General features: G+C 63.5%; 19 protein-coding genes. 10 read left to right on the forward strand and 9 right to left on the reverse strand.

The window, feature by feature from the left end:
* The first annotated feature begins 84 nt into the window (after positions 1–84).
* Both QQL24_RS21650 and QQL24_RS21655 read left to right on the forward strand, forming a co-directional pair.
* Entirely contained in the window at positions 85–1,608 is a 1,524-nt protein-coding gene (locus QQL24_RS21650) for a sugar ABC transporter ATP-binding protein (RefSeq protein WP_284314373.1), read from the forward strand.
* Positions 1,609–1,654: 46 nt separating this feature from the next.
* Positions 1,655–2,701: an ABC transporter permease gene (locus tag QQL24_RS21655; protein ID WP_284314374.1), complete on the forward strand. Its 1,047-nt coding sequence runs from the start codon at positions 1,655–1,657 to the stop codon at positions 2,699–2,701.
* Between the two features lie 130 nt (positions 2,702–2,831).
* Here QQL24_RS21655 and leuA read toward each other — a convergent pair whose 3' ends face one another.
* Positions 2,832–4,538, reverse strand: coding sequence for a 2-isopropylmalate synthase (leuA, locus tag QQL24_RS21660; RefSeq protein WP_284314375.1), 1,707 nt, complete (start codon positions 4,536–4,538; stop codon positions 2,832–2,834).
* Positions 4,539–4,886: 348 nt separating this feature from the next.
* Between leuA and QQL24_RS21665 the strand changes: the two genes are divergently transcribed.
* From QQL24_RS21665 to QQL24_RS21680, 4 genes are all read left to right on the forward strand, one after another.
* Complete coding sequence (locus QQL24_RS21665; RefSeq protein ID WP_284314376.1) at positions 4,887–5,474, forward strand: hypothetical protein; 588 nt, start codon at positions 4,887–4,889, stop codon at positions 5,472–5,474.
* A 189-nt stretch (positions 5,475–5,663) separates the two neighbouring features.
* A complete protein-coding gene (locus tag QQL24_RS21670; RefSeq protein ID WP_284314377.1) occupies positions 5,664–5,921 on the forward strand; it encodes a hypothetical protein in 258 nt (85 codons plus the stop codon).
* A 35-nt stretch (positions 5,922–5,956) separates the two neighbouring features.
* Positions 5,957–6,154, forward strand: a complete 198-nt coding sequence (locus tag QQL24_RS21675) for a hypothetical protein (protein WP_284314378.1) — start codon at positions 5,957–5,959, stop codon at positions 6,152–6,154.
* Positions 6,151–7,191 (forward strand): L-idonate 5-dehydrogenase, encoded by a 1,041-nt coding sequence (locus QQL24_RS21680; protein WP_284314379.1) that lies wholly within the window; start codon positions 6,151–6,153, stop codon positions 7,189–7,191. Before QQL24_RS21675 ends, QQL24_RS21680 begins: the two co-directional genes overlap by 4 nt.
* 920 nt (positions 7,192–8,111) lie before the next feature.
* On the opposite strand, the gene QQL24_RS21685 is transcribed toward QQL24_RS21680, so the two are convergent.
* From QQL24_RS21685 to pdxY, 3 genes are all read right to left on the reverse strand, one after another.
* Positions 8,112–8,849, reverse strand: a complete 738-nt coding sequence (locus tag QQL24_RS21685; protein ID WP_284314380.1) for an NUDIX hydrolase — start codon at positions 8,847–8,849, stop codon at positions 8,112–8,114.
* Entirely contained in the window at positions 8,842–9,744 is a 903-nt protein-coding gene (locus QQL24_RS21690; protein WP_284314381.1) for a PhzF family phenazine biosynthesis protein, read from the reverse strand. Before QQL24_RS21690 ends, QQL24_RS21685 begins: the two co-directional genes overlap by 8 nt.
* A 102-nt stretch (positions 9,745–9,846) precedes the next feature.
* Positions 9,847–10,695 carry a pyridoxal kinase PdxY gene (gene pdxY, locus QQL24_RS21695; protein WP_284314382.1) on the reverse strand — a complete coding sequence of 283 codons (849 nt, stop codon included), beginning with the start codon at positions 10,693–10,695 and terminating at the stop codon, positions 9,847–9,849.
* 909 nt (positions 10,696–11,604) lie between these two features.
* Here pdxY and QQL24_RS21700 point away from each other — a divergent pair.
* The 3 genes from QQL24_RS21700 to QQL24_RS21710 all read left to right on the forward strand — a co-directional run bounded on the left by QQL24_RS21700 (position 11,605) and on the right by QQL24_RS21710 (position 14,783).
* Complete coding sequence (locus tag QQL24_RS21700) at positions 11,605–12,501, forward strand: cupin domain-containing protein (protein WP_284314383.1); 897 nt, start codon at positions 11,605–11,607, stop codon at positions 12,499–12,501.
* A 217-nt stretch (positions 12,502–12,718) separates the two neighbouring features.
* Positions 12,719–13,744 carry a S1C family serine protease gene (locus QQL24_RS21705; protein WP_431310732.1) on the forward strand — a complete coding sequence of 342 codons (1,026 nt, stop codon included), beginning with the start codon at positions 12,719–12,721 and terminating at the stop codon, positions 13,742–13,744.
* A 295-nt stretch (positions 13,745–14,039) separates the two neighbouring features.
* Positions 14,040–14,783 carry an outer membrane protein gene (locus tag QQL24_RS21710; protein WP_284314385.1) on the forward strand — a complete coding sequence of 248 codons (744 nt, stop codon included), beginning with the start codon at positions 14,040–14,042 and terminating at the stop codon, positions 14,781–14,783.
* A gap of 118 nt (positions 14,784–14,901) precedes the next feature.
* Here QQL24_RS21710 and iolB read toward each other — a convergent pair whose 3' ends face one another.
* From iolB to QQL24_RS21730, 4 genes are all read right to left on the reverse strand, one after another.
* Positions 14,902–15,696 (reverse strand): 5-deoxy-glucuronate isomerase, encoded by a 795-nt coding sequence (gene iolB / locus QQL24_RS21715; RefSeq protein ID WP_284314386.1) that lies wholly within the window; start codon positions 15,694–15,696, stop codon positions 14,902–14,904.
* Positions 15,697–15,822: 126 nt separating this feature from the next.
* Positions 15,823–16,707, reverse strand: coding sequence for a myo-inosose-2 dehydratase (gene iolE / locus QQL24_RS21720; protein WP_284314387.1), 885 nt, complete (start codon positions 16,705–16,707; stop codon positions 15,823–15,825).
* A gap of 94 nt (positions 16,708–16,801) precedes the next feature.
* Entirely contained in the window at positions 16,802–18,628 is a 1,827-nt protein-coding gene (iolD, locus tag QQL24_RS21725) for a 3D-(3,5/4)-trihydroxycyclohexane-1,2-dione acylhydrolase (decyclizing) (protein ID WP_284314487.1), read from the reverse strand.
* A gap of 165 nt (positions 18,629–18,793) precedes the next feature.
* Positions 18,794–20,713: a bifunctional 5-dehydro-2-deoxygluconokinase/5-dehydro-2-deoxyphosphogluconate aldolase gene (locus tag QQL24_RS21730; protein ID WP_284314388.1), complete on the reverse strand. Its 1,920-nt coding sequence runs from the start codon at positions 20,711–20,713 to the stop codon at positions 18,794–18,796.
* A gap of 350 nt (positions 20,714–21,063) precedes the next feature.
* Here QQL24_RS21730 and iolG point away from each other — a divergent pair, with 350 nt between their 5' ends.
* The gene (gene iolG / locus QQL24_RS21735) at positions 21,064–22,050 is read left to right on the forward strand and encodes an inositol 2-dehydrogenase (protein WP_284314389.1); all 987 of its coding nucleotides are present in this window, start codon (positions 21,064–21,066) and stop codon (positions 22,048–22,050) included.
* Between the two features lie 59 nt (positions 22,051–22,109).
* Here iolG and QQL24_RS21740 read toward each other — a convergent pair whose 3' ends face one another.
* The gene (locus QQL24_RS21740; protein ID WP_284314390.1) at positions 22,110–22,937 is read right to left on the reverse strand and encodes a MurR/RpiR family transcriptional regulator; all 828 of its coding nucleotides are present in this window, start codon (positions 22,935–22,937) and stop codon (positions 22,110–22,112) included.
* Positions 22,938–23,148 lie beyond the last annotated feature (211 nt).

Consider the following 23,148-nt stretch of genomic DNA (forward strand, 5'->3'; position numbering starts at 1 on the left):
AGCCGATGTGGCTGTGAAGACCAACACACCGATCCGGGAGCCTCGTTTGGCTCCCGGTGTTCCTTTTCCGTCCTGTGAGGCGTGATGTCGACTGATGAAACACAGGCAGGCGTGGGCGAAACGCCGCGTCTCAAGATGACCGACATCTCCAAATCCTTCGGTGGCGTCGCTGCGCTGAAGGGCGTTGATTTCACGCTGCTGGCCGGCGAGATTCATGGCTTGGTCGGCGAGAATGGCGCCGGCAAGTCGACGATGATGAAGATCATTGCCGGTGTTCATACCGAATATCAGGGCAAGCTCGAGATCGACGGCAAGGAGGTCCACTTCCGCTCGGCGCATGAGTCCCTGGCGGCCGGCATTCGCATGGTGCATCAGGAGCTCAGCATCGTGCCGGACCTGACCGTCGCGGAGAACGTCTATCTGGGCAAGCAGCCGCTCAATGCCTTCGGCGCGGTGGACTGGCCCGCGATGGTGAAGGGCGCGCGCGAGCAGCTCAAGAATCTCGGCATCGATGTCGATCCGAAGATGCGCATCGGTGCCCTGCCGATCGGCCTGCAGCAATTGATCGAGCTTGCCCGCGTGCTGTTCTCTGGCGCGCGGATCATCATCCTGGACGAGCCGACCTCGGCGCTTTCGCCGCCCGAGGTGGCGCGCCTGTTCGAGGTGCTGCGCAAGGTGAGGGCCGATGGCCGCAGCATCGTCTTCATCTCGCATTTCCTCGACGACATCCTCTCGATCTCGGACGTCGTGACCATCTTCCGCAACGGCCGGCACGTGATCTCCCACTCCACGCAAGGGATCGACAAGAACTGGGTGATCGAGCACATGATCGGCCGCGGCCATGAAGGGCTGGAGGAGAGCTATTCCGGCTCGATCAGCCTGCCGGCCAAGCCCGCGGGCACACCTGTGCTGGCGACGCAGGGCCTGTCCTATGGCCGCGTCTTCGACGATGTCAGCATCGACGTGCACGCCGGAGAGGTGCTCGGCGTCTATGGCTTCATGGGCTGTGGCCAGCTCGAATTCGCCCGCACTTTGTTCGGCAAGCTCAAGCCCTCGCGCGGTCATCTGGAACTGCAGGGCAGGACGCGCCATCTGCGCAACACCGCGCAGGCGCGCGAGGCGGGCATCGCCTTCGTGCCGGAGAGCCGGCGCTCGATGCTGTTCTACCACCAGCCGATCTACCGCAATGTCTCCATCTCCATCCTTCAGCGGATCTCGCGGCTGTGGCTGAAGCCGAATGTCGAGCGCAAGACGACGCAGGCCCATATCGAGGCGCTGCATATCCGACCGCCTTCGGTGAACGCGCTGCTGGGCTCTCTCTCGGGCGGCAACCAGCAGAAGGTCGCGCTGGCCAAATGGCTGACCTATCCACCCAAGGTTCTGATCCTCTCCGAGCCGACACGCGGCATGGATGTGGGCGCCAAGGACGATGTGGTGAAGATCGTGCGCGATCTCCGCGACAAGGGTCTGGCCGTGATCGTCGTCTCGGCCGAGCCGGAAACAGTGCTCTCGCTGGCCGATCGCGTAGTGGTAATGAAAAAAGGGCGGATCGTGCGCGAATTCGCCAATGAGACGATTTCAAAAGACAGATTGCTGGAAGCCGCGTGAAGCAGCGCTTCCTCGCACCATCGATTAGGCCTGGGAGTTTTAGCTGATGAGCACACCGGTTCAGGATGGCGGCCAGGCGGCCTTCGCAAGGCAAGGATTGGGATCGATCCTGCGCAACCAGATGCGCAACATCGCCCCCTTCGTCACCCTGCTGGCGCTGGTGGTCTTCTTTGCCGTCGCGAGCCCATCCTTTGTGACGCTCGACAATCTGTCCAACATCCTGGTGCAGATCTCGGTGACCGGCGTGATCGCCGTCGGGCTGACCTTCGTGATCCTGTGCGGCGAGATCGATCTGTCGGTGGCCTCCATCGCCAATGTCACCGGGGTGGCGGTGGCCTTCTTCACGGCCCAGGAATCCTACGTGAACATCGCCAATACCGATTTCATTGTGCCTGGCAGCGTGGCGATCGTGCTGGCCCTGGTGGTTTGTGCCGTGCTTGGCCTGGTGAATGCTTTCGGCGTGACCCGGATTCTCATTCCTTCCTTCATCATGACGCTGGCGATGATGCAGATTGCCGACGGCATCAGTGCCGTGCTCTTGCGCGGGCAGATTGCCTATGCGGTGCCCGATCTGGTCACCACGCTGGGAGCCGGCAGCGTTGGCGGCGTACCCTGGATCGTCATCGTGCTCGGCGTTTTTCTGGCAGTCGGCCACGTCGTGCTGACCTATACGAGGTTCGGGCGCTACATCTACATGGTGGGTGGCAATCGCGAGGCGGCGGAGTTCTCGGGCATCAACATCAAGATGATCCTGGCCTCGGTGATGGTGATATCGGCGGTGTGCTCTGGCGTTGCCGGCATGATCGGCGTCGCCCATTTTGGCAGCGCCCAGCAGAATGAATTCACCAGCTACCTGCTCGATGCCATCGCCGCCGTGGTGGTGGGCGGCACCAGCCTGTTCGGCGGGCGCGGCGGCATCGGCAACACCATTGTTGGCCTTTGCGTGCTGGGTGTTCTCAACAACGGCCTCGACCACATGGAGCAGGTCGACAGTTTCCAGAAGATCCTGATCCGTGGCATCATCCTGCTCGCGGCCCTGGTGATGAACGTCTACACCCAGAGGCTGAGGGACGAGGGCGCGGCGGCAGGGTAATCCCGGGAGCGCGGACTTCCAGTCCGCTCTTGAACCTCGACTCAAATAGAAAAGGGCGCTGACCTCGACGGTAGCGCCCTTTTTGCACGTGTGCCGTTTCAAGAGCGGACTGGAAGTCCGCGCTCCCGGATTACCTCTTCAAAATCCGGTTCACGCCCGAGAGCACCGCCTTGAGCGAGGACTTCGTCGTGTCCTTGTCGATGCCGACGCCGAACAAGGTCGAGCCATTCGCGACACGCAGCTCGACATAGGAGACGGCGGCCGCATTGGCGCCGGAGCCGATGGCATGCTCTCGGTAGTTGGCGACGTCGAAGTCGAGCCCGCTCTGCTGGCGCATCGCCTGCACGAAGGCATCGATCGGGCCGTTGCCCTGGCCGGTCACCGTCTTCTCGACGCCCTCGTCGCGGATGCGCGCGGTGATGGTGCGCTCCTCGCCCTCGCCATCGCTGGTGACCTGGTGGGAAACGAAGGAGTAGCGGCCATTGTCGAGATATTCGCCGGTAAAGGCATGCCAGAGCCGGTCGGCGCTGAGCTCGACGCCCTCGCCGTCGGCGATGCCCTGCACAACTTTGGAGAACTCGACCTGCAGGAGGCGCGGCAGCTCGATGCCGTGCTCCTTCTCGAGGATGAAGGCGATGCCGCCCTTGCCGGATTGCGAGTTGATGCGGATGACGGCCTCATAGGAGCGGCCGAGATCCTTCGGGTCGATCGGCAGATAGGGCACCTCCCACACCGGAGTGGTCGCCGTCTCCATCGCCTTGAACCCCTTGTTGATCGCGTCCTGGTGCGAGCCGGAGAAGGCGGTGAACACCAGTTCGCCGGCATAGGGATGGCGTGGATGGATCGGCAGCTGGTTGCAATGTTCGGCCACGCGAACCAGGCCGTTCACGTCGGTGATGTCGATTTCCGGATCGACGCCGGACATCATCAGATTGCCGGCCATGATCACGAGGTCGACATTGCCCGTGCGCTCGCCATTGCCGAACAGCGTGCCCTCGACGCGGTCGGCGCCCGCCATCAGGCCGAGCTCGGTGGCGGCGACGCCGGTGCCGCGGTCGTTGTGGGGATGCAGCGAGATGATCACGCTGTCGCGGTCCTTGAGGTTGCGCGACATCCATTCGATCTGATCGGCATAGATGTTCGGCGTCGACATCTCCACCGTCAGCGGCAGGTTCAGGATCAGCTTCTTCTCGGGCGTCGGCCTGTAGACATCCATCACCGCCTCGCAGATCTCCTTCGAGAAATCGAGTTCGGTACCCATGAAGCTCTCGGGCGAATACTGGTGGCGGATATTGTCTTCCATGCCCAGCTCCCTGGTGAGCTGGACGATCAGTTCCGCGCCCTTGACCGCGATGTCCCTGATGCCGGCGCGGTCCTGGCGGAAGACGACGCGGCGCTGCAGTTCCGAGGTGGAATTGTAGAGATGGACGATCGCTGACTTGACGCCCTTCAGGCTTTCGAAGGTGCGGCGGATCAGCTCCTCGCGGGCCTGCGTCAACACCTGGATGGCGACGCCGTCGGGAATGCGGCCGGATTCGATCAGGAAGCGGACGAAGTCGAAATCGGTCTGCGAGGCCGAGGGGAAGCCGACCTCGATCTCCTTGAAGCCCATGCCGACCAGCGTGTCCCACATGCGCAATTTGCGCTCATGGCCCATCGGTTCGATCAAGGCCTGGTTGCCGTCGCGCAGGTCTACCGCGCACCAGGTTGGCGCATGGGTGATGGTCTTCGACGGCCATTGGCGGTCCGGCAAGTCGATCGGCGGCCAGGGCTTGTATTTGGCAGATACGTCGACCTTCGGGGCGGAAAACTGCGAGACTTTGGCAGCATATGTCATGATGAAAACTCTTCAGCCATAGGGAAGGGCGGCGGGTTAGGCCGCTGGAGCATGGTCCCCTGAGCGCCCAGGCTGATGCCCGGCCGGCCCTCAGGGGCGGCTAAGGAGGAGGCCGGAAAGAAGGGCGAGCGCCAGCGCCGGCGCGGAGAGCGCAAGCGTTTCGATTTTGGCGGGCGATGTCGCCACGGCTCAGTCCTCTTTGTGCTGCGGCTGAAGCCGCGCGGGATGAGGGGCTTGTACAGCGATGTTGCCGCGTGGGCAAGACCATTCCCACGTGGGCGCGATGCCGGTTTTCGGAATCGGATGCTGTGCTGTAGGGTCGCGCAAGCCTTCTCTTGAGGAGTACGCATGCGTCTTGCTTTCTTTGCCTTCGCGGCGGTCCTGCTCGGCACTGCCGGCGCCCGGGCCGACTGCGCCGCCGATTTCGCGACGATCATGCATCATGGGCGCGAAGTCGGGCCTTTCCGTGTCGATGGGGAAGCATCCGTGGGTGCGCGGCGCATGGTGACGGTGACCGAGGTCATCCCACCCGATGCCGCCCATGTTCATGTCAGCACGTCGCAGGGCGACCAGGAGGTGATCGTCACCGGCAGCCAGGCCTGGGGCAATGTGAAGGGGTTCTGGCTGGCGCTCGACGAAGCGACCGCGCGCCAGATGCAGACCGATTTTGCGCAGGCCGGCATCCTTTATTCCGACAAGGCGCAGAACATCCAATGCCTCGGCGAGACGATGGTCGACGGCACCAAATATCTTGGCTTCAAATATGACGCTGCGATCGCGAATTTCACCGTGCCGATGACCGTCTATGTCGATCCGGCGAGCCGCCTGCCGGTGAAGACCGAGGGCACGATGCAAAGCGGCGGCGACACGGCGCGTTTCAGTGCGACCTACAAGCTCGCTCCAGACCTGAAGATCGTGCCGCCGCCCAAGCCGTGATCGAACCCGGTGAGGCCGAGGGTCTCCGAATTCTGGTTGACAAGGGTGGGGCCACCCTCTCCTTGTCGGTTTTCGGAGCCCTCGGGCGAGGCGCCTCACGGTATTTAAACGAACTTGCGCTAGGGAGAGGCGAGGGGGCCGCGTTACCGCAATGACCGTCCCGACCATGAACCTGATGGAATGTCTTCGATGCGCCTTCTGATCTGCGCCGTCTTGCTGGCGGCCTCTTGCGTTCCCACCTTGGCCGCCTCCTGCACCAGCCGTATCGCCTATGTGCAGCGTATCATCGACAAGGATGTGAAGACCGGCTTCGTGGACAAGAAGGTCCATGACGACATGGGCAGGGACCTGGCTGCGGCGACACAGGCCTGCAACGCCGGCAACGATGCCAAGGCCGAGCAGATCATCTCGGCCACCCAGAGCCGCCACGGCTATCCGGTGCGCTGAGGGACTGGCGGCCCGAGGGGAATTTCCGGCCCGCCATGATCGTCTCGGGACGCGACGCCTCGACCGTCTTCACCCGGCCGATCAATCTGGCGATCCCCATTCTCACCTTGGCGCTGGCCTTGCTGCTTTCCAGTCGTAAGATGAGCGTGTCGCTTCTTTTGACCCGCTCGCTCGACGTTGTCGCCAAGCGCGGCGGTCCCACTTCAAATGAACTGAAGGAAAGCCCGTCATGAGAGCAGTGGTCCTGCATGCGCCGTTCGATCTGCGCGTCGAGGAACGGGAGGCGCCGCAGCTTGGCCCCGGTCAGGTGCGCGTGGGCCTGCGGGCCGGTGGTATCTGCGGCTCGGACCTGCACTATTACCTGCATGGCGGCTTTGGTGCCGTGCGGCTGCGCGAGCCCATGATCCTGGGCCATGAGGTCGCGGGCATCGTCCAGGAAGCAGCGCCCGGCGTCACCTCCGTGAAACCGGGGGATATCGTTGCCGTCAATCCGAGCCTTGCCTGCGGCGTCTGTCGTTTTTGCGTGAAAGGGCTGCACAATCACTGCCTCGACATGCGCTTCTACGGCTCGGCCATGCGCATGCCCCATGTCCAGGGCGCCTTCCGCGACAGCGTCGTTTGCGAGGCCGTGCAGGCCGTGCCGATGCCCGAGGGCACATCGGTGAACGAGGCGGCCTTCGCCGAGCCGCTGGCCGTCTGCCTCCACGCCGTCGTGCGGGCGGGGCCTCTGCTGGGCCAACGCGTCCTCGTTACGGGCGCCGGACCGATCGGCATCCTCACCGTCGCCGCCGCCCGGGCCGCCGGCGCGGCCGAGATCGTCGCGACCGATATCCTCGACGGCCCGCTGGCCATGGCGCGCAGGATGGGGGCGGACCGCACCGTCAATGTCGCCAGCGAGCCGGAGGCCATGGCAGGATACGAGGCCGAGAAGGGCTGGTTCGACGTGATGTTCGAGGCGGCTGGCAGCGCCGTGCCGCTGCTGGTGGGCCTGAAGGTGGTGCGCCCGCTCGGAACCATCGTGCAGATTGGCCAGGGAGCGCAGGCTGACCTACCGATGTCCGCCATCGTCACCAAGGAGATCAACCTGATCGGCACCTTCCGCTTCGATACCGAATTCGAGACCGCCGTATCGTACATCGCCAGGCGGCAGATCGACGTACGCCCGCTCCTCACCGAGATCGTGCCACTGCAGGAGGCCAAGCGCGCCTTCGATCTTGCCGCTGACAAGAGCCGGTCGGTGAAAGTCCAGCTCGCCCTGGGAGAGGCTTGAAATCCTGAGTTGATGGGCGCGAGTTTCGGACTCGGCTCTTGACCGTGCCCCTATTAGGTAGCCGGGTCTGGGGACCTGTCCGCCCGCCTCCGCGGCCTTCACACCGCAATTCCCAAGCGCTCTCGTTCCCACGCCCTTTCCGGCTGGGTTGATGAAGAGACCGGGCGATGGCGGCTGCGGAGCAGCCGTGAAGGCAGGATCATGGAAGATGCAGGCCGCACTGTCGGTGCAGGCCGCCATCGCCCCGTTCCGGCTGCCTGGCGCGCTGACAAGGCGTGCAAGGCCACCTGTTTTTTTCCGCCTTATGAAGGCGGAGGCGAGCCGGGAGCGGATGGCACGGACCATCCAAACCTGAGCCAGCCGGCTCGGTCAAGGGGCTCAGCGCTGCAGTCCTGGCCGGACAGTGGCATGAACCGTCTTCACCGCATCGGCGGGACGTGGGGACGAAGGCGTTGCCGGGCTCAAGCCCGTCACGCTCCGTCCAGGGATTGCGTGGTATTTCCATCGCGTGGCACTTCCATGGGGTGCCGATCCCGTCTGTCCCGCTCGTCACCCTGGAGGCCGGCTTCGAAGGAAGCAGGACCGCCGTGCGCGCCTGCCGCTTGGACAGGCACTCGGGGTGGATGGAGGCGTTCGGAGCCGAGTTGATCATACGCCGGCCGCTGACGCTTCGTTCCGAGAGGGATGAGAGCATGGGAATGAACAAAAATCAATATTTGTATCCTTTATGTTCAACGTACTCCAACGCCTCTATCATTGGCGAAGGAGGATGCCGGGCAGGGTGTTGTCGATTGATTCGAGCACGGGCGAGACGTTTGACCGGGTAGCCAAGGGATCGTTCAGGAACAGGGGCTTCAGGCGCCGCGCCTCTCGCGTTTTCTGAACGCCGGCTTGCCGATTCATTCATTTTTTGACGACGCCTACGCCCCGCTGAGGCACTCCCCCTCGGAGGGCGCCTGCGCCAGCCGATGCAGCAGATAGGCACGCTGGAAGGGCGGCATCCGGTCGGCGATGAGATCGCCCGGGCTGCGGACGACATGCATGCGGCTGAGCTCGGGCTCGCTGTCGGCGGCGAGGAAGCCCTCGATCCGCGCCTTCAGAGCCGTCGACGGAAGCGAGGAGCGCACGGTCTTCATCATGGCGATGCGTGGCCCGTGGAACACCGCCGTCCAGCCGGATGCGATGGCGACATCGGTGGGGGATACGCCGGTTTCTTCTTCCAGCTCGCGCGTGACGCTGCCGGCGAGATTGACAGTGTCGCCGTCGAGGTCGGAGGGATCGGGTGTGCCGGCGGCGAAATAGATGGCGCCGGCGTTGCTGGTATGCTCCGCCATCTCGCCGAGCAGGAAGGCGCCATCGGCTGCCTGCAGCGCGGCCATGGCGAAGCAGTTCCACTTGGGCTCGCCCGGCGTGCCGAAATCGCGCCAAGCCAGGAAGCTGGCGTAGTCCGTCATCAGATAGGCGCCGCGAAAACGCCGGCCGCTGACCTCCCAGCGATGCAGGAGCAGGATCTTGCCGTTGAAGCTGGCGGGCTTCCTGGCGATGACCTCCTGCCAATGTGCCGCGATCGCCTCGCGGTTGTCCTCCGCGAAGACCCAGGGCCGCGGTTCGAAGCGGCAGTCGATCTCGTCGAGTTCGACGATCTCGGGCTCAGACATGCAGCAACCCTTCGCTGACGATCACCGCATGGCCACCGATCGAGGCGGAGCTCAGGCGCATACGCTCGATCTGCATGGTGAGATCGATGAGGGAGGGCCGGCCCATCTCGAAGCCCTGTTCGATGCGGAAATGCCGGATACCCTCGGGAAGATCGTCGAAGCGGTGGAGCACGCCGGAGAGGCCTGCCACGGCCGAACCGGTGGCTGGATCCTCGGGAATGCCGTCGCCGGGCGAGAACATGCGGGCGTGCAGGCTCGATGTCGGTTCCACCGTGTGGCGGGTATAGGCATAGGCGGCGCCGAGACCTTCCTGGCCGAACGCCGCCTTCCACAGGCTGGTGTTGATGCGGATGCGGCCCATGGCTTCCAGGGTGCGAACCGGCACGAAAGTGTAGGGAAAGCCGCTGCCGAACAAAGTGGGGACATGGTTCTCGAAGCCGATATCCGCGACAGTGAGGCCGAGCGCCTCGGCAATCAGGGCGGTGGCGACGGGCGCGCCGCGTTCGGTGGGCAGCACCGGTACGTCAAAGCGCGCATAGGCGACGCCTTCTCCCAGGCTGACGGCGCAGGGCACCGTGCCGATCAGTTCTTCCAGGCCGAAGAGATAGTCGCCGCTTTCGTTCCTGTGGTCGAGGCTCGCCAGCAGCACGGCGGTGCCCACCGTGGGATGGCCGGCAAAGGGCATCTCCAGGCCGGGGGTGAAGATACGGATCTTGGCGCGGTGCCGGCTGTCCGTCGGCGGCTGCACGAAGACGGTTTCGGACAGGTTGAACTCACGGGCGATCTGCTGCATCGCCGCGGTGTCGAGCCCCTTGCTGTCGAGCACGACGGCAAGGGGATTGCCGGCGAGGGCGCGGTCGGCGAAGACATCGAGGGTGTAGAAACGGCGGGGCATGGCAACTCCTGGGAGCGCGGACTTCAGCCACATTGAACTCCATTCAGTGTGGCGGCGATGTCCGCTCTTGGAAACAGAACGTCGGCTCGTTCGCGCTTGCCGTCAGACCTTCTCCACCGGAAAGCGCCAACTCGGCGTGACGAACTCGTCCTGGGCCCCGACGGTCAAGATCTCGCGCGAGCCGGCTTCTTCCGTACGCTTGAGCAGGCCGTAGACCGAGGCGCCGGCGAGGTCGAGCGCCTGCGCCGCCGAGCCGAAACGCTTCCAGTGCAGATTGAAAAGCGCGGCGATGGCATCGCCTGCCCCGTTGATCGACAGCCCGAGGCGCGGCGTGCGGAGCCGGTAGAAACCGGTGGCATCGGAGGCAAGGAGATCGATGGCATCGTCGGGTGTCTCCTGCACGTCGAGCGAGGTCACCAGGACGACCTTCGGGCCGAGGGCATGGAGCGCTGAAACCGCTGACTTTGCGTCGCCGAGCGTGCGGATCGCCTGGCCCGAGAGATATTCGAGCTCGAAGCGGTTCGGCGTGATCACGTCCGCCGCAGGCACGGCCTTGTCGCGCATGAATTCCGGGATGCCCGGACGCACGAAAATGCCGCGTCCGACATCGCCGATCACCGGGTCGCAGCAATAGGTGGCAGCGGGGTTGGCCGTCCGCACCTTGTCGACCGCGGCCATGATGGCATTGCCGATATCTGACGAGCCCATATAGCCCGAGAGCACGCCATCGCAGCGGCCGAGCACGCCGCGATCGGCGAGACCCTCCACCAGTTCGTCCACCATGGTGCCGTCATAGACGCGGCCCTTCCAGGCGCCGTAACCCGTGTGATTTGAGAACTGCACGGTGTGGATGGCCCAGACCTCGCAACCCAGGCGCTGCATCGGGAAGACGGCCGAGGCATTGCCGACATGGCCGTAGGTGACCCAGGACTGGATGGAGAGGATATTCATGTCACAACCGGGAAGGCAGGAGAGGGGCTCGCAGATGAAACGATAACGCCTCTGGACGCAATATTGGACGGCGTGCCGGACCATCAGGATTTTTGATCGATTCGATCAAAGCCCGCGCACCTCTCCAGCGAGGTGGTCCCGGCCGCGATCCGTGAGGCCTGCCACTGACACCGCCTGGTATCTACTTGGTGCTTCCTTTGTGCCTTTTCCGCTGCTGAAGCCTGCCGGCCACATAACGCAGGGGAATGTCAATCGATCCGGTTCGAGATAGCCAAGATTCGACTTCGGTCGAGCGCTGCTCTTTGTGCCGGTATCGCAAAGGAGCGGCTTGTTGCCATACTGTAAAGTATTAACATAGTATAACTTAGTTATCCGTGTCGATGTACCATCGATTTGACGTATGACGCAACGGTATGTTTAAACCTCTTCTGCATTGAATTGTCGTATCGAAGCGGATGGAGTGGATTCGTCGAATTTCCCGAAGAAATACGCAATTTCAGAGCCTGGCTGCCGGATTTTCGCGCAACCACGGCGAGAAATCGTGTAGCCGCAATGCGCTTTCAATGCTCCTCCTTGGAGGTAGAGGTCTAGCCTGATTGGAGGGTGCCCTATCCGTCGTGGCCCTGCGATAAAGTGTTAAGGCTCCTGTATTCGTAGTAATTCGTGGATAAGGCGCAGGGGTCAAATGTGGCGACCGGACAGCCATGATCGGAATTATGATTTAGGTTTTTCAGTGAGTTAGGCTCACTTTAGATATCTCCATCAACCTCAGATTGCGGTCTTGCGCTGCCGCTTCACCTAAATTTGGATACCCAGTTGCTTAGAGGCTGAACTTGCGTCGTCATGAAACAAGGAGCAAAAATACTGTACGACGCATGGCCGCGCCCGCGACGCAAGGTTGGCTTGAAAATGATTCCCTCTGCAGATGAACTCTTGACCATCGATCCGGTGGGTTACCGCGGTGCCTTCGACACGCTCCCCTTCGGCTTCCAGCACAGCTTGCACAAGCTGCCGATGTTCCAGCCGGAGGCACTGGCCCGGATGGCTGAGCGTTATGCCGACAAGCCGCAGGATTTCTTCGTGGCCGCCTCGGCTTCCGCGCCCGGCACGAAGTTCTATGACGTGAAGCACAGCATGTTCAAACCCCATGAGGCGCTGGGCCAGTTGGATAGCAGCCCCGTGCGTGTCCTGCTGAAGCGCTTGGAAAATCACGACACCGAGTTCCGCGACCTCCTGCATACGTTATTCGACGCCCTGGCGGATCTGCGTGGCGGCCTGCGGGGCGAGAAGGTTCTGCGGCTCGAGTCCTCCGTCTTCATCTCCTCGGCAGCCTCCACCACTCCGTTCCATTTCGATCCCGAGATCAATCATTTCTTCCAGATCGAAGGGCCGAAGAACTACCATGTCTTCGCCCCCAGTGCGGTGGACGAGGCCGATCTCGAGCGCTTCTATGTGAAAGGCGTGGTGGATATCGGGCAGCTCGATCTGGCCCGCTGCGATCCCAAGCAGGAACACGTTTTCAACCTGGAGCCGGGCAGGGCGTTCCACCAGCCCCAGAACGCACCGCATTGGGTCCAGACCGGCACCGTGCGCAGCGTCTCCTATGCCTTCGTGTTCGAGACCGACGCCAGCCGCGAGCGCAGCAACGCCCGTTCGGCCAATCACTATCTGCGCATGATGGGCATGAAGCCGCAGCAGCCTGGTCTTCATCCTTCGGCGGACCATGCCAAGGCCGCCGTGATGCAGGTGATGACGCCGATGCGCGTTGGCGTGCGCAAGACGGTGAAGCAGGTCCTCGGCCGGTAAGCGCTCCTTGCCGCTCAAGCAGCTATGATTCCGGCGCAACTCCGGAAGGGGTGGTTAGGATTGGATATTTGCGGTCCCCGCCTTCCTTCCGGACTTCGGGCCCGTTCCGCTCATCGCAGCCATGCAGAGCCATGCGAGCAGGCCACCCTTACAGTAATCAAAGAATACACCCATATAGCGCTGACCGATTGATGAACCGACCTTGGTTATCGCTATGCTGCTCGATACTTCCCCCACTTTCGTCCTCAACGACGAACCTGCCTCACAAGCTTCCGAGTCTCTTGCTCCCCTGTCTCTTGGGACGCCTGACGATGCCCAGCTTCTGGATGCCTATTCCAACACGGTGATCGGCGTGATCGACAGGGTCGGCCAAGCCGTGGTGAAGCTCGACATCCGCAAGGGCGGCAAGCCCGCGGGCTCCGGCTCCGGCGTCATCCTCTCGCCGGACGGCCTCGTTCTCACCAACAGCCATGTCGCGCAGGGTACGCCCCGCGTCTCGGTGCAGACCCAGGACGGTCACCATTTCGATGCCAGGCTGATCGGCGATGATCCCGACACCGATCTCGCGCTCGTCCATATCGAGCAGCCGGTCAATTTGACGGCGGCGAGGCTCGGCAATTCCAGCCTGCTGCGCCGTGGCCAGGTGGCCGTCGCCATCGGCAATCCGCTGGGCTTCGAGGCAACCGTGACCTCGGGCGTGATATCGGCGCTCGGGCGCTCGTTGCGCGCCAAGAGCGGTCGGCTGATCGACGACGTGATCCAGACTGACGCGGCGCTCAATCCCGGCAATTCCGGCGGCCCGCTGGTCTCGACCTTGGGCGAGGTGATCGGCATCAACACGGCCGTCATCATGGGCGCGCAGGGCATCTGCTTTGCCGTCGCCTCGAACACCGCGAGCTTCGTGATGGGGCAGCTCATCCGCCACGGCCATGTGCGCCGCGCCTCGATCGGCATCGCCGCGCAGCAGGCGATGATCGCCCGGCGCGTCCAGTTGTCGGCCGGTGTCGATCAGCCTGCCGGCGTGATGATTTCCGCAGCGGAAATCGGGCAGCCGGCCGAATCGGCAGGCCTGCTGATGGGCGATATCATTGTTGCACTGGACGGCCAGAAGGTGTCCGCGGTGGATGATCTCATCCGTTTGCTGAACGAGGAATGCATCGGCCGCAGCACGCGCTTCGATGTGTTGCGCAACGGAAAGTTGCGTTCGTTCGAGGTTACACCCAAGGAGAGGCGTGGCTCCTGACTTAGCCCGGCGGTAGTATCATAAGGTGCATATCGCCGAATCTCTTCATCTCGTAAGTCACTCCCTTGACGCCAAAGTGGTAGGTGTTAGGCAGCCAGGCAGATCAGAAACAACTTCCTGTAATCAAATTTCAGATAATTTGATTAATCTTTGGCTCCACATGGCGCTACGCTGGAGCGTTGCGTCCCTTAAACGCGCTCTACGGTAGTAAAATCAGGGAGACTGTTGCAATTGGGTGACAGATTTCCCCAGCGGAATATGGTACTCATTGTCTCAATATATGAGGAGCAATTCAATGAGCCGCCTGATTCTTGCGTCGGTTTCCCTTTTGGCGCTGTCTTCCGCTGCCCTTGCTGCCGACTTGGCGCCTGCTCCCGCCGAGCCGGTTTCGCCGGTCGTTGCCGCTCCCTTCACTTGGACCGGCTTCTACGGCGGTCTCCAGGCTGCCTATAGCTGGGGTAAGTCCGATGTAAAGAATACGCACAATACGGATGGTGCGGCCGATTATATCGGTACGATCAATTCGGATGGCGTCTCCGGGGGGGCCTATCTCGGTGCCAATTACCAGTTTGAGAATACGAGCTTCGTCGTCGGCGCCGAAGCTGATGGCAAGTTCGGTGCTATCGATGGCAAGGACGACATGGTGGGTATCGGTATCTCGGCCGGTCGCCCGAATTCACCGACTACAACCCGGGTGACCTGGGATGGTGCTGCGCGCCTGCGTCTTGGCTATGCCATTGATCGCTTCCTGCCCTATATCGCTGGTGGTGTCGCGGGTGCCGAGGTCAAATGGCGTCCGTTCTACCCGACCGACAAGGCCGTGCCTCACCAGAACACTCAATGGGGGTGGACGATCGGTGCCGGTCTCGAATATGCCGTTACGGACAATCTGATTGCTAGGATCGAGTACCGCTACACTGACTATGGCAGCAAGGTGAACCCGGATTACAAGATCACCGCTATCCAGGACGGCGGCTACAAGGACCACATTGACCTGAAGACCAACGACGTTCGTGTTGGCATCGCCTACAAGTTCTAACCCTATACAGGTGTCTTAAGCAAAGCCCGGCTGTGTGCCGGGCTTTTGTATGGCCGGTGCAGAATAACCGGTCTCTGAGGCGGCAAACCGGTTGCTGGTATCTTGCGATACACAGGAATCACGCCTTCATCAGCCACTCATGATCCGGATCGTTGTGGAACTTCCACACGCGCTTCGGGCCGGCCATGACGTTAAGGTAATACAGATCATATCCATGTGCGACGCCCACGGGGTGGTAGCCTTTGGGCACCAGCACCACGTCGCGGTCGCCGAAGGCCATGGTTTCGTCGAGCGAGCGGTCGTCGGTGTAGACGCGCTGCACGCCGTACCCCTGGGACGGGTTGAAACGGTGGTAGTAGGTCTCTTCCAGGAGGCTTTCGGCTGGCAGATTGTCCTGGTCATGCTTGTGCGGCGGATAGCTCGACCAATTGCCGGAGGGCGTGATCACCTCGACCACCAGCAGGCTCTCCGCTGGCTCCCATTCCGGCAGAATGTTGCGCACATGGCGGGTGTTCGAGCCCTTGCCGCGCGTCTCCTGGCCCACCTGGTCGGGGCCGATGACGCGAGCCTGGTGCGCGCCTGTGCCGGGTGCGGCGCAGATGGCGAGCTCGAGGGGGGTCTCGGCCGTCACTTCGTAGCGCGACTTCGCCGGCACATAGACCGACCAGGGCGCCGCCTCGAAGGGGTCGTTACGCTCGCCCAGCACGCCGAAATCCTGGTCGCCGGCCTTGATGGCCGCCTTGCCCGCAACGAGGACGAGACAGATCTCGCTGCCGCCGGTCTCTGCGCTCAGCGTGGCGCCTGCGGCGAGCTGGTGCACCTCGAAGCCGACATAGCTCCATCCAGCCGTTTGCGGCGTGACGTGGTGGATCTTCGACGAGGACTTGTCGGGGTGGATCAGAAGCTTGGACATGGGGACCTCCTGGGAGCGCGGATTTCAGCCACATTGAATTTCGTTCAACGTGGCGGCGACGTCCGCTCTCAGAAACAACTCGTCTTGCGACAGAGGAAGAGCGGACAGGATGTCCGCGCTCCCAGGTTAAACCAGTGCCGCTTCCGCCAGCACCTTCTTCAAATGGGCATAACCAGCCTTGGCATATTTCAGCGGGTTGGCCTTTTTGGGATCCTGCTCCGCTTCCACGATAACCCAGCCCGAATAGCCGTCGAGTTCCTTGAAGACGGAGGCAAAGTCGATCATGCCGTCGCCCGGCACGGTATAGACGCCCTCGAGCACGCTATCGAGGAAGCTCCAGTCCCCGGCATCCGAACGCGCACGTACATCGGCGCGTATATCCTTGGTGTGGACATGGCTGATGCGGCTGCGATAGCGGCGGGCGAGGTCTGCCGGGTCCGAGCCTCCCCAGGTCGCGTGGCCGGTGTCGAGCAGGAGATGCACGGCCGGGCCGGTCGCGGCCATGAAATGATCGATGTCGGCCTGCGACTGCACGATCGTGCCCATATGGTGGTGGTAATCGAGCTGCAGGCCTTCGCCCTGCAACATCTCGGCATAGGCCGTGAGGCGGCGGCCATACTCGGCCCAGTCGCCGTCAGCGAGTTTCGGGCGTTGTGAAAGGGGCTTCGACTTGTCGCCATGAATGGCGTTCGAGGTCTCCGCCACGATGAACACGGTGGTGCCCATCGCCTTGAGCAGGTCGATATGAGCGCGGGCGGCGGCGAATTCGGCATGCTCGTCGCGCTCCAGCAATTCGATCGAATGCCAGCCGCCGACGCAGGCGAGGCCATAGGGCGCGAGCGCCGCCTTGAGGGCAGGGGCCTGGCGAGGGAACTTGTTGCCGAGCTCCATGCCCTCGAAGCCCACTTCCTCGGCCTCCGCCAGGCAAGTTTCGAGCGGCGTATCGCCTCCGATCTCCGGCATGTCGTCATTCGACCAGCCGATGGGGTTGGCGCCGATGCGGATAGGCATAAGGAAGGCTCCGGTTTATTTGGGGGGCGGGTCTTCAGACCCGCCTGTCGTCTGGAAGATTGGAAGAAGGCGGATCCGACGACCCGCCCCCAGGCTAGTCGCCGATGCTCTGCAAGGTCTTGGCCTTGACATAGTTGGCGTGGGCGGCCTCGACCTGCGGGCGCACCGAGACTTCCGGCACCGCGACATCCCACCAGGCCCCGCCCGCATCGGTCGATTCGAGCGGATCGGTATCGATGACGACGACCGAGGTGCGGCTATGTCCGCGCGCGACCGTCACCGCCGCTTCGAGCTCGGCGAGGCTCTTCACCTTGACGGCATGGGCGCCAAGGCTGGCAGCATGGGCGGTGAAGTCGATGTCGGGCAGTTCCTCATGGCGGGTATCGCGCAGGAGATTGTTGAAGCTCTCGCCGCCGGTGGCGCGCTGCAGACGGTTGATGCAGCCATAGCCGCGATTGTCGAGCACGACGATGGTGAGCTTGGCCCCAGCCATGATCGAGGTGGCAATCTCGGAATTGGCCATCAGATAGGAGCCGTCACCGACCATGACGATAACCTCGCGGTCGGGCTGCGCCAGCTTGACGCCGAGGCCGCCGGCGATCTCATAGCCCATGCAGGAATAGCCATATTCCATATGGTAGCCGCCCGGCGCACCCGGCTGCCAGAGCTTGTGCAACTCGCCCGGCAGGCCGCCGGCAGCGCAGACCACGATGTCGGAGGGCTTGCCGGCGCGCTGCACGGCGCCGACGACCTGGGCGTCGGAAGGCAACTCGGCATTGCTGGCATCGGTGTAGCGCGCCGCCGTCTTCAGCCAGGCGCCGCGGCCCTCGATCGCCTTCTGCGTCCAGGCGGCCGGCGCCTTCCAGCTGCCGAGGCCGGCGGAGAGCAGTTCAAGTCCCACCCTGGCATCACAGACCAGGGGCAGCGCCTTGTGCTTGGCCGCGTCGAAAGGCTGGGTGTTGAGGCCGACGATCCGGTGCTTGTCGCCCTTGAACAGGGCCCAGGAGCCGGTGGTGAAATCCTGCAGGCGGGTGCCGACGGCGAGCACCAGATCGGCATCCGCGGCCAGTTCATTGGCCGCGCCGGTGCCGGTGACGCCGATGGCGCCCATGCCGAGCGGATTGTCGTGGGACAGCGCGCTCTTGCCTGCCTGCGTCTCGCCGACGGGAATGCCATGCTTGTCGGCAAAGGCCGCCAGAGTTGCCTCGGCTTCGGAATAGAGGGTGCCGCCGCCCGTCACGATCACCGGCTTTTGGGCAGCCCTGAGGGCCGCGATGGCTGCCGCGAGTTCGTCTTCGTCCGGGCGTTGACGTCGGCTGGACCAGATGCGCTCCTCGAAGAATGAGGCGGGATAGTCATAGGCCTCGGCCTGCACGTCCTGGCAGAGGGCCAGGGTCACCGGGCCACATTCGGCCGGGTCGGTCAGCACGGTCATGGCGCGCGCCAGCGCCGGGATGATCTGCTCGGGCCTGGTGATGCGATCGAAATAGCGCGAGACGGGGCGGAAGACGTCGTTGGGCGTCACCGTGCCGTCGCCGAAATCCTCCAACTGCTGCAGCACCGGATCCGGCCGGCGGTTGGCGAAGACATCGCCGGGCAGGAGGAGGAGGGGGATGCGGTTGACATGGGCGACGGCCGCCGCGGTCACCAGATTTGTGGCGCCGGGGCCAATTGAGGTGGTGCAGGCCATCATGCGGCGGCGGCGCATCGCCTTGGCATAGGCGGTGGCGGCATGGGCCATCGACTGTTCGTTATGGGCACGATAGGTCGGCAGGGTATCGCGCACCTGGTAGAGGGCCTCGCCCATGCCGGCGACATTGCCATGCCCGAAAATGGCAAAGACACCGGCGAATACTGGCACGGTCTTTCCGTCGACCACCGTCTTCTGGGCGGTAAGAAAGCGGACCAGGGCCTGGGCCATTGTGAGGCGGATCGTTGCCACGAGAACTCTCCCTATATTCAGGTGAGGCAACCGTGAAAACGGTTGAGCCAGGGTCTCTAAAGTCTTGTTATTGAAAGGCAGACTGCAATGTCATGGTCATTTTGAAGACCGCATCATAGCGCGGGCCACCGTTACGGGCGAACCCTATTGCGCCGCTGCGGCGTGCCTCGAGGCAGCCTCCCAGGCGCCCACCAGCCGGGCGAATTTCGAGGCCATGGCTTCGATGGCGGCCTCGTCGCTGAGGCTACCGCGCAGCCATGCGCGGGCCGGTTCGTTGAAGATGGTGCGGCCGACCGCGAAGCCCTTGACCAGTGGCTCGCTGGCGGCGGCGGCGAAGGCGGCTTCGAGATCTTCCTCCGGCGCCTCAAGGCCGAGCAGCACGATGCCACGGCAAAGCGGATCGTTGTTCTCGATCACGTCGGCCACCGCGCGCCACGCCGCAGGCGTCTTCAGGGGCTCGAGCTTCCACCAGTCCGGCTTGATGCCGAGATCGTAGAGGCGCTGCACCACGCTCGACACCGTGTCGTCCTTCAGGGGGCCGTGCTTGCCGGCGATGATCTCCACGAGGAGCTCGCGGCCCACGGTACGCGCCGCCGCATAGAGGCGTAGCAATTGCCGTTCCTGCTGCTCCTTCAGCGCCGGCGGGTCGTCCGGATGGTAGAAGCACAGGCATTTGATGGTGTGGCCCACAGGCCACTCGATCAGGCTGGTGCCGACATCGTCGCCACCCTCGAATTCGAGCGGGCGGGAGCCCGGCAGTTCCACGGGACGGCCGATCCAGAACGGGTGATCGGCGGCGCGGAACAGGGCCTCGCGACCGTAATTGCCGTCGATCAGCATGCCGAAGCCCGGCTGCCCTCCGGCGACCTTGGCGGCCGCCTTCACGGCGAGCACCTTGAAAGCCGCGATCTTCTCGCGCGGCACGCCAGCTTCGTCCGCCATGGCTTCCATCTGGGCGCGGTGGTCGATGGCAAGAGCCATCAGGCCTTCGGCGGCGGGGCGGCGGGTGGTGGCCCAATGCACATGGTTGAGAGCTGCGTCCTTGCGCAGGGCCCGCTCCTTGCTGCCTTGCTTGAGGAAATATTGCAGCTCGGTGAAGGTCGGGATCTCCGGCGAGCAGAGCAGGCGCGAGACTGCGAAGGCGCCGCTGGCATTGGCGTATGCGCAGGCCGTCTCCAGGGGCTCGCCCTTGAGCCAGCCACGCAGGAAGCCGGACATGAAGGCGTCGCCCGCACCCAGCACATTGTAGACCTCGACCGGAAAGCCCGGACCCTTGATGCCGTCTTCGAGGCTGGCGGGGATGTCGCGCGGGAAGACCACGCAGCCCATCGGGCCGCGCTTGCACACGATGGTGGCCCTGGAGACGGCGCGGATGCGGCGCAGCGTCTCCAGCGTATCCTCCGACCCGCCGGCGATCGCCAGTTCCTCCTCGGTGCCGACGATCAGGTCGCAATCGGGCAGGATGGCCTGGAGATGGGCAGTGACATGGTCGGCCTTGATGTAGCGCTCCTCGCCCGCGCCATGGCCGGCGAGGCCCCAGAGATTGGGGCGGTAGTCGACATCGAACACCACCTTGCGGCCGTGCTTCTTGGCAAAAGCGATGGCCCGGCGCTGGGCCGCGTCGGTGTTCGGCTTAGAGAAATGGGTGCCGGTGACCACGATGGCGCCGGCCGAAGCGATGAAGGCCTCGTCGATATCGCTTTCATCGAGCGCCATATCGGCGCAATTGTCGCGATAGAAGATGAGGGGGAATTGCTTCTCGTCGCGCACGCCGAGCACCACGAGGGCGGTCAGACGGGCAGGGTCGGTGTGGATGCCGCTGGTCTCGACGCCTTCGCGTTCCATCTGCTCGCGGATGAAGCGGCCCATGGCCTCGTCCCCAACGCGGGTGATCAGTGCCGATTTCAGGCCAAGCCTGGCCGTACCAATGGCGATATTGGCGGGGCAGCCACCCACGGCCTTGGAAAAGGAGGCCATGTCTTCGAGGCGTCCGCCGACCTGCTGGCCATAAAGGTCCACCGAGGAGCGGCCAATGGTGATGACATCGAGTGCGGGCATGTTCATCCTGACCTCCAGATGTGCCGACCAGTCCGGACGATCCCGGTCAGCGAAAGACGCATCCTCGTCGCGACCAGCCATACCGGCAGGGCCGCGTTTTTCTTGTTATCGCACAGGCATGCAGCCGCGCCGATGTGAGGCTCGGCGCTTCCTTGCCTCACGCTCCAAAAATGAAACATATATTCTATTGTGTTGTCAATATAGAATAAAAATGCCATATTTTGGAACGAAGCAGGAAGCCGGTTTTCAGCCCGCCAAAAGGGCGCGAAACCCTTTGAGGATGGCCTCTGTCGGCTATGATCCTGCATGACCGCCGCCCGGATTATCGGGCCAAACATTGATTATAGGGGAGAGAAATGGTTCGTCTCGCACTTCTTGGCGCCGGCCGCATCGGCAAGATCCACGGGCGCAATGCCGCGCTGCATCCGCAGGCGAAGCTCGTCTCGGTCTCCGACCCGCATCAGCCCTCGGCGGAAGCCCTGGCGGCCGAAACAGGCGCCCGCGTCAGCTCCATCGAGGAAGCCATCGCGGCACCCGATGTCGATGCGGTGCTGATCTGCACGCCGACCACGACCCACGCCGATTTCATCGAAAAGGCGGCCAAGGCCGGCAAGGCGGTGTTCTGTGAAAAGCCGGTGGACCTGTCGTCCGAGCGCATCCGCGCCTGCCTCGCCGAAGTCGCCAAGGCTGGCAAGCCCTTGATGATCGGCTTCAACCGCCGCTTCGACCCGAATTTCGCCAATCTCAAGCAGCGTATCGTCGACGGCGTGATCGGCGAGGTCGAGCTTCTCACCATCATCTCGCGCGATCCCGCCCCGCCGCCGGTCTCCTATATCGAGACCTCGGGCGGTCTCTTCCGCGACATGATGATCCATGACCTCGATCTCGCCCGCTTCCTGCTGGCGGAGGATCCGGTGGAAGTGCATGCGGTGGCCTCGGCCCTGGTCGACCCCGCCATCGGCAAGGCGGGCGACGTCGATACCGCCGCCGTGCTCTTAAAGACCGCTTCGGGCAAGATCGCCCAGATTTCCAATTCGCGCCGGGCCACCTATGGCTACGACCAGCGCATCGAGGTGCATGGCTCCAAGGGCCTGATCCGTGCCCACAATGTGCCGCGCACCACCGTCGAGGTGGCGACCGGGGCCGGCTTCCTCGCCGATCCCATCCAGGACTTCTTCCTGGAACGCTATGCCGAGGCCTACCGCCTCGAAATGACCGCCTTCCTCGACGCCATTGCCGCGGGCAAGGCGCCCAATCCGTCAGGCGAGGATGGCCTCAAGGCCCAGGTTCTGGCCGATGCGGCGACCGAATCGGCCAAGAGCGGCCAGACAGTGAAGCTCTGAGACGCATTGTCATCTTCAGACGCCGGGATGGAACCATGGCAGCGAGAGCCCAGCCTGCCTCAATCGCGGCCCTTGTGCTCGGCGGTGCCGACCGCAAGGGTCATCGCCAGCGCGAAGGTCGCGGCCAGCGAACGGAAGGCGCCATGATCAGCCTCTTCGACATCGAGGCGTATCCTCGCCAGGCGTGCGAGGGGGCTGGAGGGGCTGTCGGTGATGGCCACCACGGGGGTGCCGCGTTGGGAGGCGAGGGTCGCGAACTGAATCGTGTCCGGCGAATAGGGCGCATAGGAAATCGCCAGGACCACATCTCTTGGCCCGGCGAGACCGATCTGCTCGCGGCCGAGTTGGCCGACATGGTCGACCAGGGCACAGCGCTGGCCCAGATTGCCGAAGGCATAGGCGAGATAGGCCGCAACAGGGAAGAGGCGACGAGCCGCCAGCAGGTGGATGATCTCGGCGCCCGCCAGCAATTCGATCGCTGCATCCATCCTGGCGGTGTCGGCGGAGGCGCGCAGGCGCTCTATCGACAGGTTCGCGGCATCGGCAAAGCCATTCAGCAGAGGGCCGGACAACGAGCCCGCACTGGCGTCGGCGCGCAGCAGGGCCACGCGCTGGCGATAGTCGGGGAAGCGTTCCTTCAGCCGCGCCAGGAAGACCTGCTGCAGGTCCGAGAAGCCGGCATAGCCGAGCGTCTTGGCGAAGCGCACCAGGGTGGAAGCCTGCACCCCTGCATTCTCCGCCACCGAAGCGGCGGTGCCCAGGGCGATCTCGTCAGGGTGCTCACGGGCAAAATGGGCGACCTGCCGCAGGCGCTTGGGCAGTTGCTCGACCCGGTCGGCGAGACGCGCCGAGAAGTCGGCAAAGTCGCGCGTATCGTCTTCAGCCATCCAAATGCCCCATTCCTAAGACGGGGCGACACCGTTGCCGCCCCGCAAGTCCTATGCGGCGTCTTGGGAGAGCATCGATCTCACGCCCGGCGCCCGGCCGCGTACAAAGGTTGCGGCAGGCGGCGGGTTAGCGCAAGCCCCCGAGGCGTGAACAGGGCCGAGCCGGGGCAATCGCTGCGAGTTAATCTGGTGCCGCTCCCGTCATTGCGAG

The organism is Labrys miyagiensis, from assembly GCF_030160835.1.
Classification (GTDB): Bacteria; Pseudomonadota; Alphaproteobacteria; order Rhizobiales; family Labraceae; genus Labrys; species Labrys miyagiensis.

What these genes read in the sequence shown, in the direction of transcription:
- QQL24_RS21650 (WP_284314373.1), top strand. Translation starts at nt 85, where the DNA reads ATGTCGACTGATGAAACACAGGCAGGCGTGGGCGAAACGCCGCGTCTC.
- QQL24_RS21655 (WP_284314374.1), top strand. Translation starts at nt 1,655, where the DNA reads ATGAGCACACCGGTTCAGGATGGCGGCCAGGCGGCCTTCGCAAGGCAA.
- leuA (WP_284314375.1), bottom strand. Translation starts at nt 4,538, where the DNA reads ATGACATATGCTGCCAAAGTCTCGCAGTTTTCCGCCCCGAAGGTCGAC.
- QQL24_RS21665 (WP_284314376.1), top strand. Translation starts at nt 4,887, where the DNA reads ATGCGTCTTGCTTTCTTTGCCTTCGCGGCGGTCCTGCTCGGCACTGCC.
- QQL24_RS21670 (WP_284314377.1), top strand. Translation starts at nt 5,664, where the DNA reads ATGCGCCTTCTGATCTGCGCCGTCTTGCTGGCGGCCTCTTGCGTTCCC.
- QQL24_RS21675 (WP_284314378.1), top strand. Translation starts at nt 5,957, where the DNA reads ATGATCGTCTCGGGACGCGACGCCTCGACCGTCTTCACCCGGCCGATC.
- QQL24_RS21680 (WP_284314379.1), top strand. Translation starts at nt 6,151, where the DNA reads ATGAGAGCAGTGGTCCTGCATGCGCCGTTCGATCTGCGCGTCGAGGAA.
- QQL24_RS21685 (WP_284314380.1), bottom strand. Translation starts at nt 8,849, where the DNA reads ATGTCTGAGCCCGAGATCGTCGAACTCGACGAGATCGACTGCCGCTTC.
- QQL24_RS21690 (WP_284314381.1), bottom strand. Translation starts at nt 9,744, where the DNA reads ATGCCCCGCCGTTTCTACACCCTCGATGTCTTCGCCGACCGCGCCCTC.
- pdxY (WP_284314382.1), bottom strand. Translation starts at nt 10,695, where the DNA reads ATGAATATCCTCTCCATCCAGTCCTGGGTCACCTACGGCCATGTCGGC.
- QQL24_RS21700 (WP_284314383.1), top strand. Translation starts at nt 11,605, where the DNA reads ATGATTCCCTCTGCAGATGAACTCTTGACCATCGATCCGGTGGGTTAC.
- QQL24_RS21710 (WP_284314385.1), top strand. Translation starts at nt 14,040, where the DNA reads ATGAGCCGCCTGATTCTTGCGTCGGTTTCCCTTTTGGCGCTGTCTTCC.
- iolB (WP_284314386.1), bottom strand. Translation starts at nt 15,696, where the DNA reads ATGTCCAAGCTTCTGATCCACCCCGACAAGTCCTCGTCGAAGATCCAC.
- iolE (WP_284314387.1), bottom strand. Translation starts at nt 16,707, where the DNA reads ATGCCTATCCGCATCGGCGCCAACCCCATCGGCTGGTCGAATGACGAC.
- iolD (WP_284314487.1), bottom strand. Translation starts at nt 18,628, where the DNA reads ATGGCCCAGGCCCTGGTCCGCTTTCTTACCGCCCAGAAGACGGTGGTC.
- QQL24_RS21730 (WP_284314388.1), bottom strand. Translation starts at nt 20,713, where the DNA reads ATGAACATGCCCGCACTCGATGTCATCACCATTGGCCGCTCCTCGGTG.
- iolG (WP_284314389.1), top strand. Translation starts at nt 21,064, where the DNA reads ATGGTTCGTCTCGCACTTCTTGGCGCCGGCCGCATCGGCAAGATCCAC.
- QQL24_RS21740 (WP_284314390.1), bottom strand. Translation starts at nt 22,937, where the DNA reads ATGGCTGAAGACGATACGCGCGACTTTGCCGACTTCTCGGCGCGTCTC.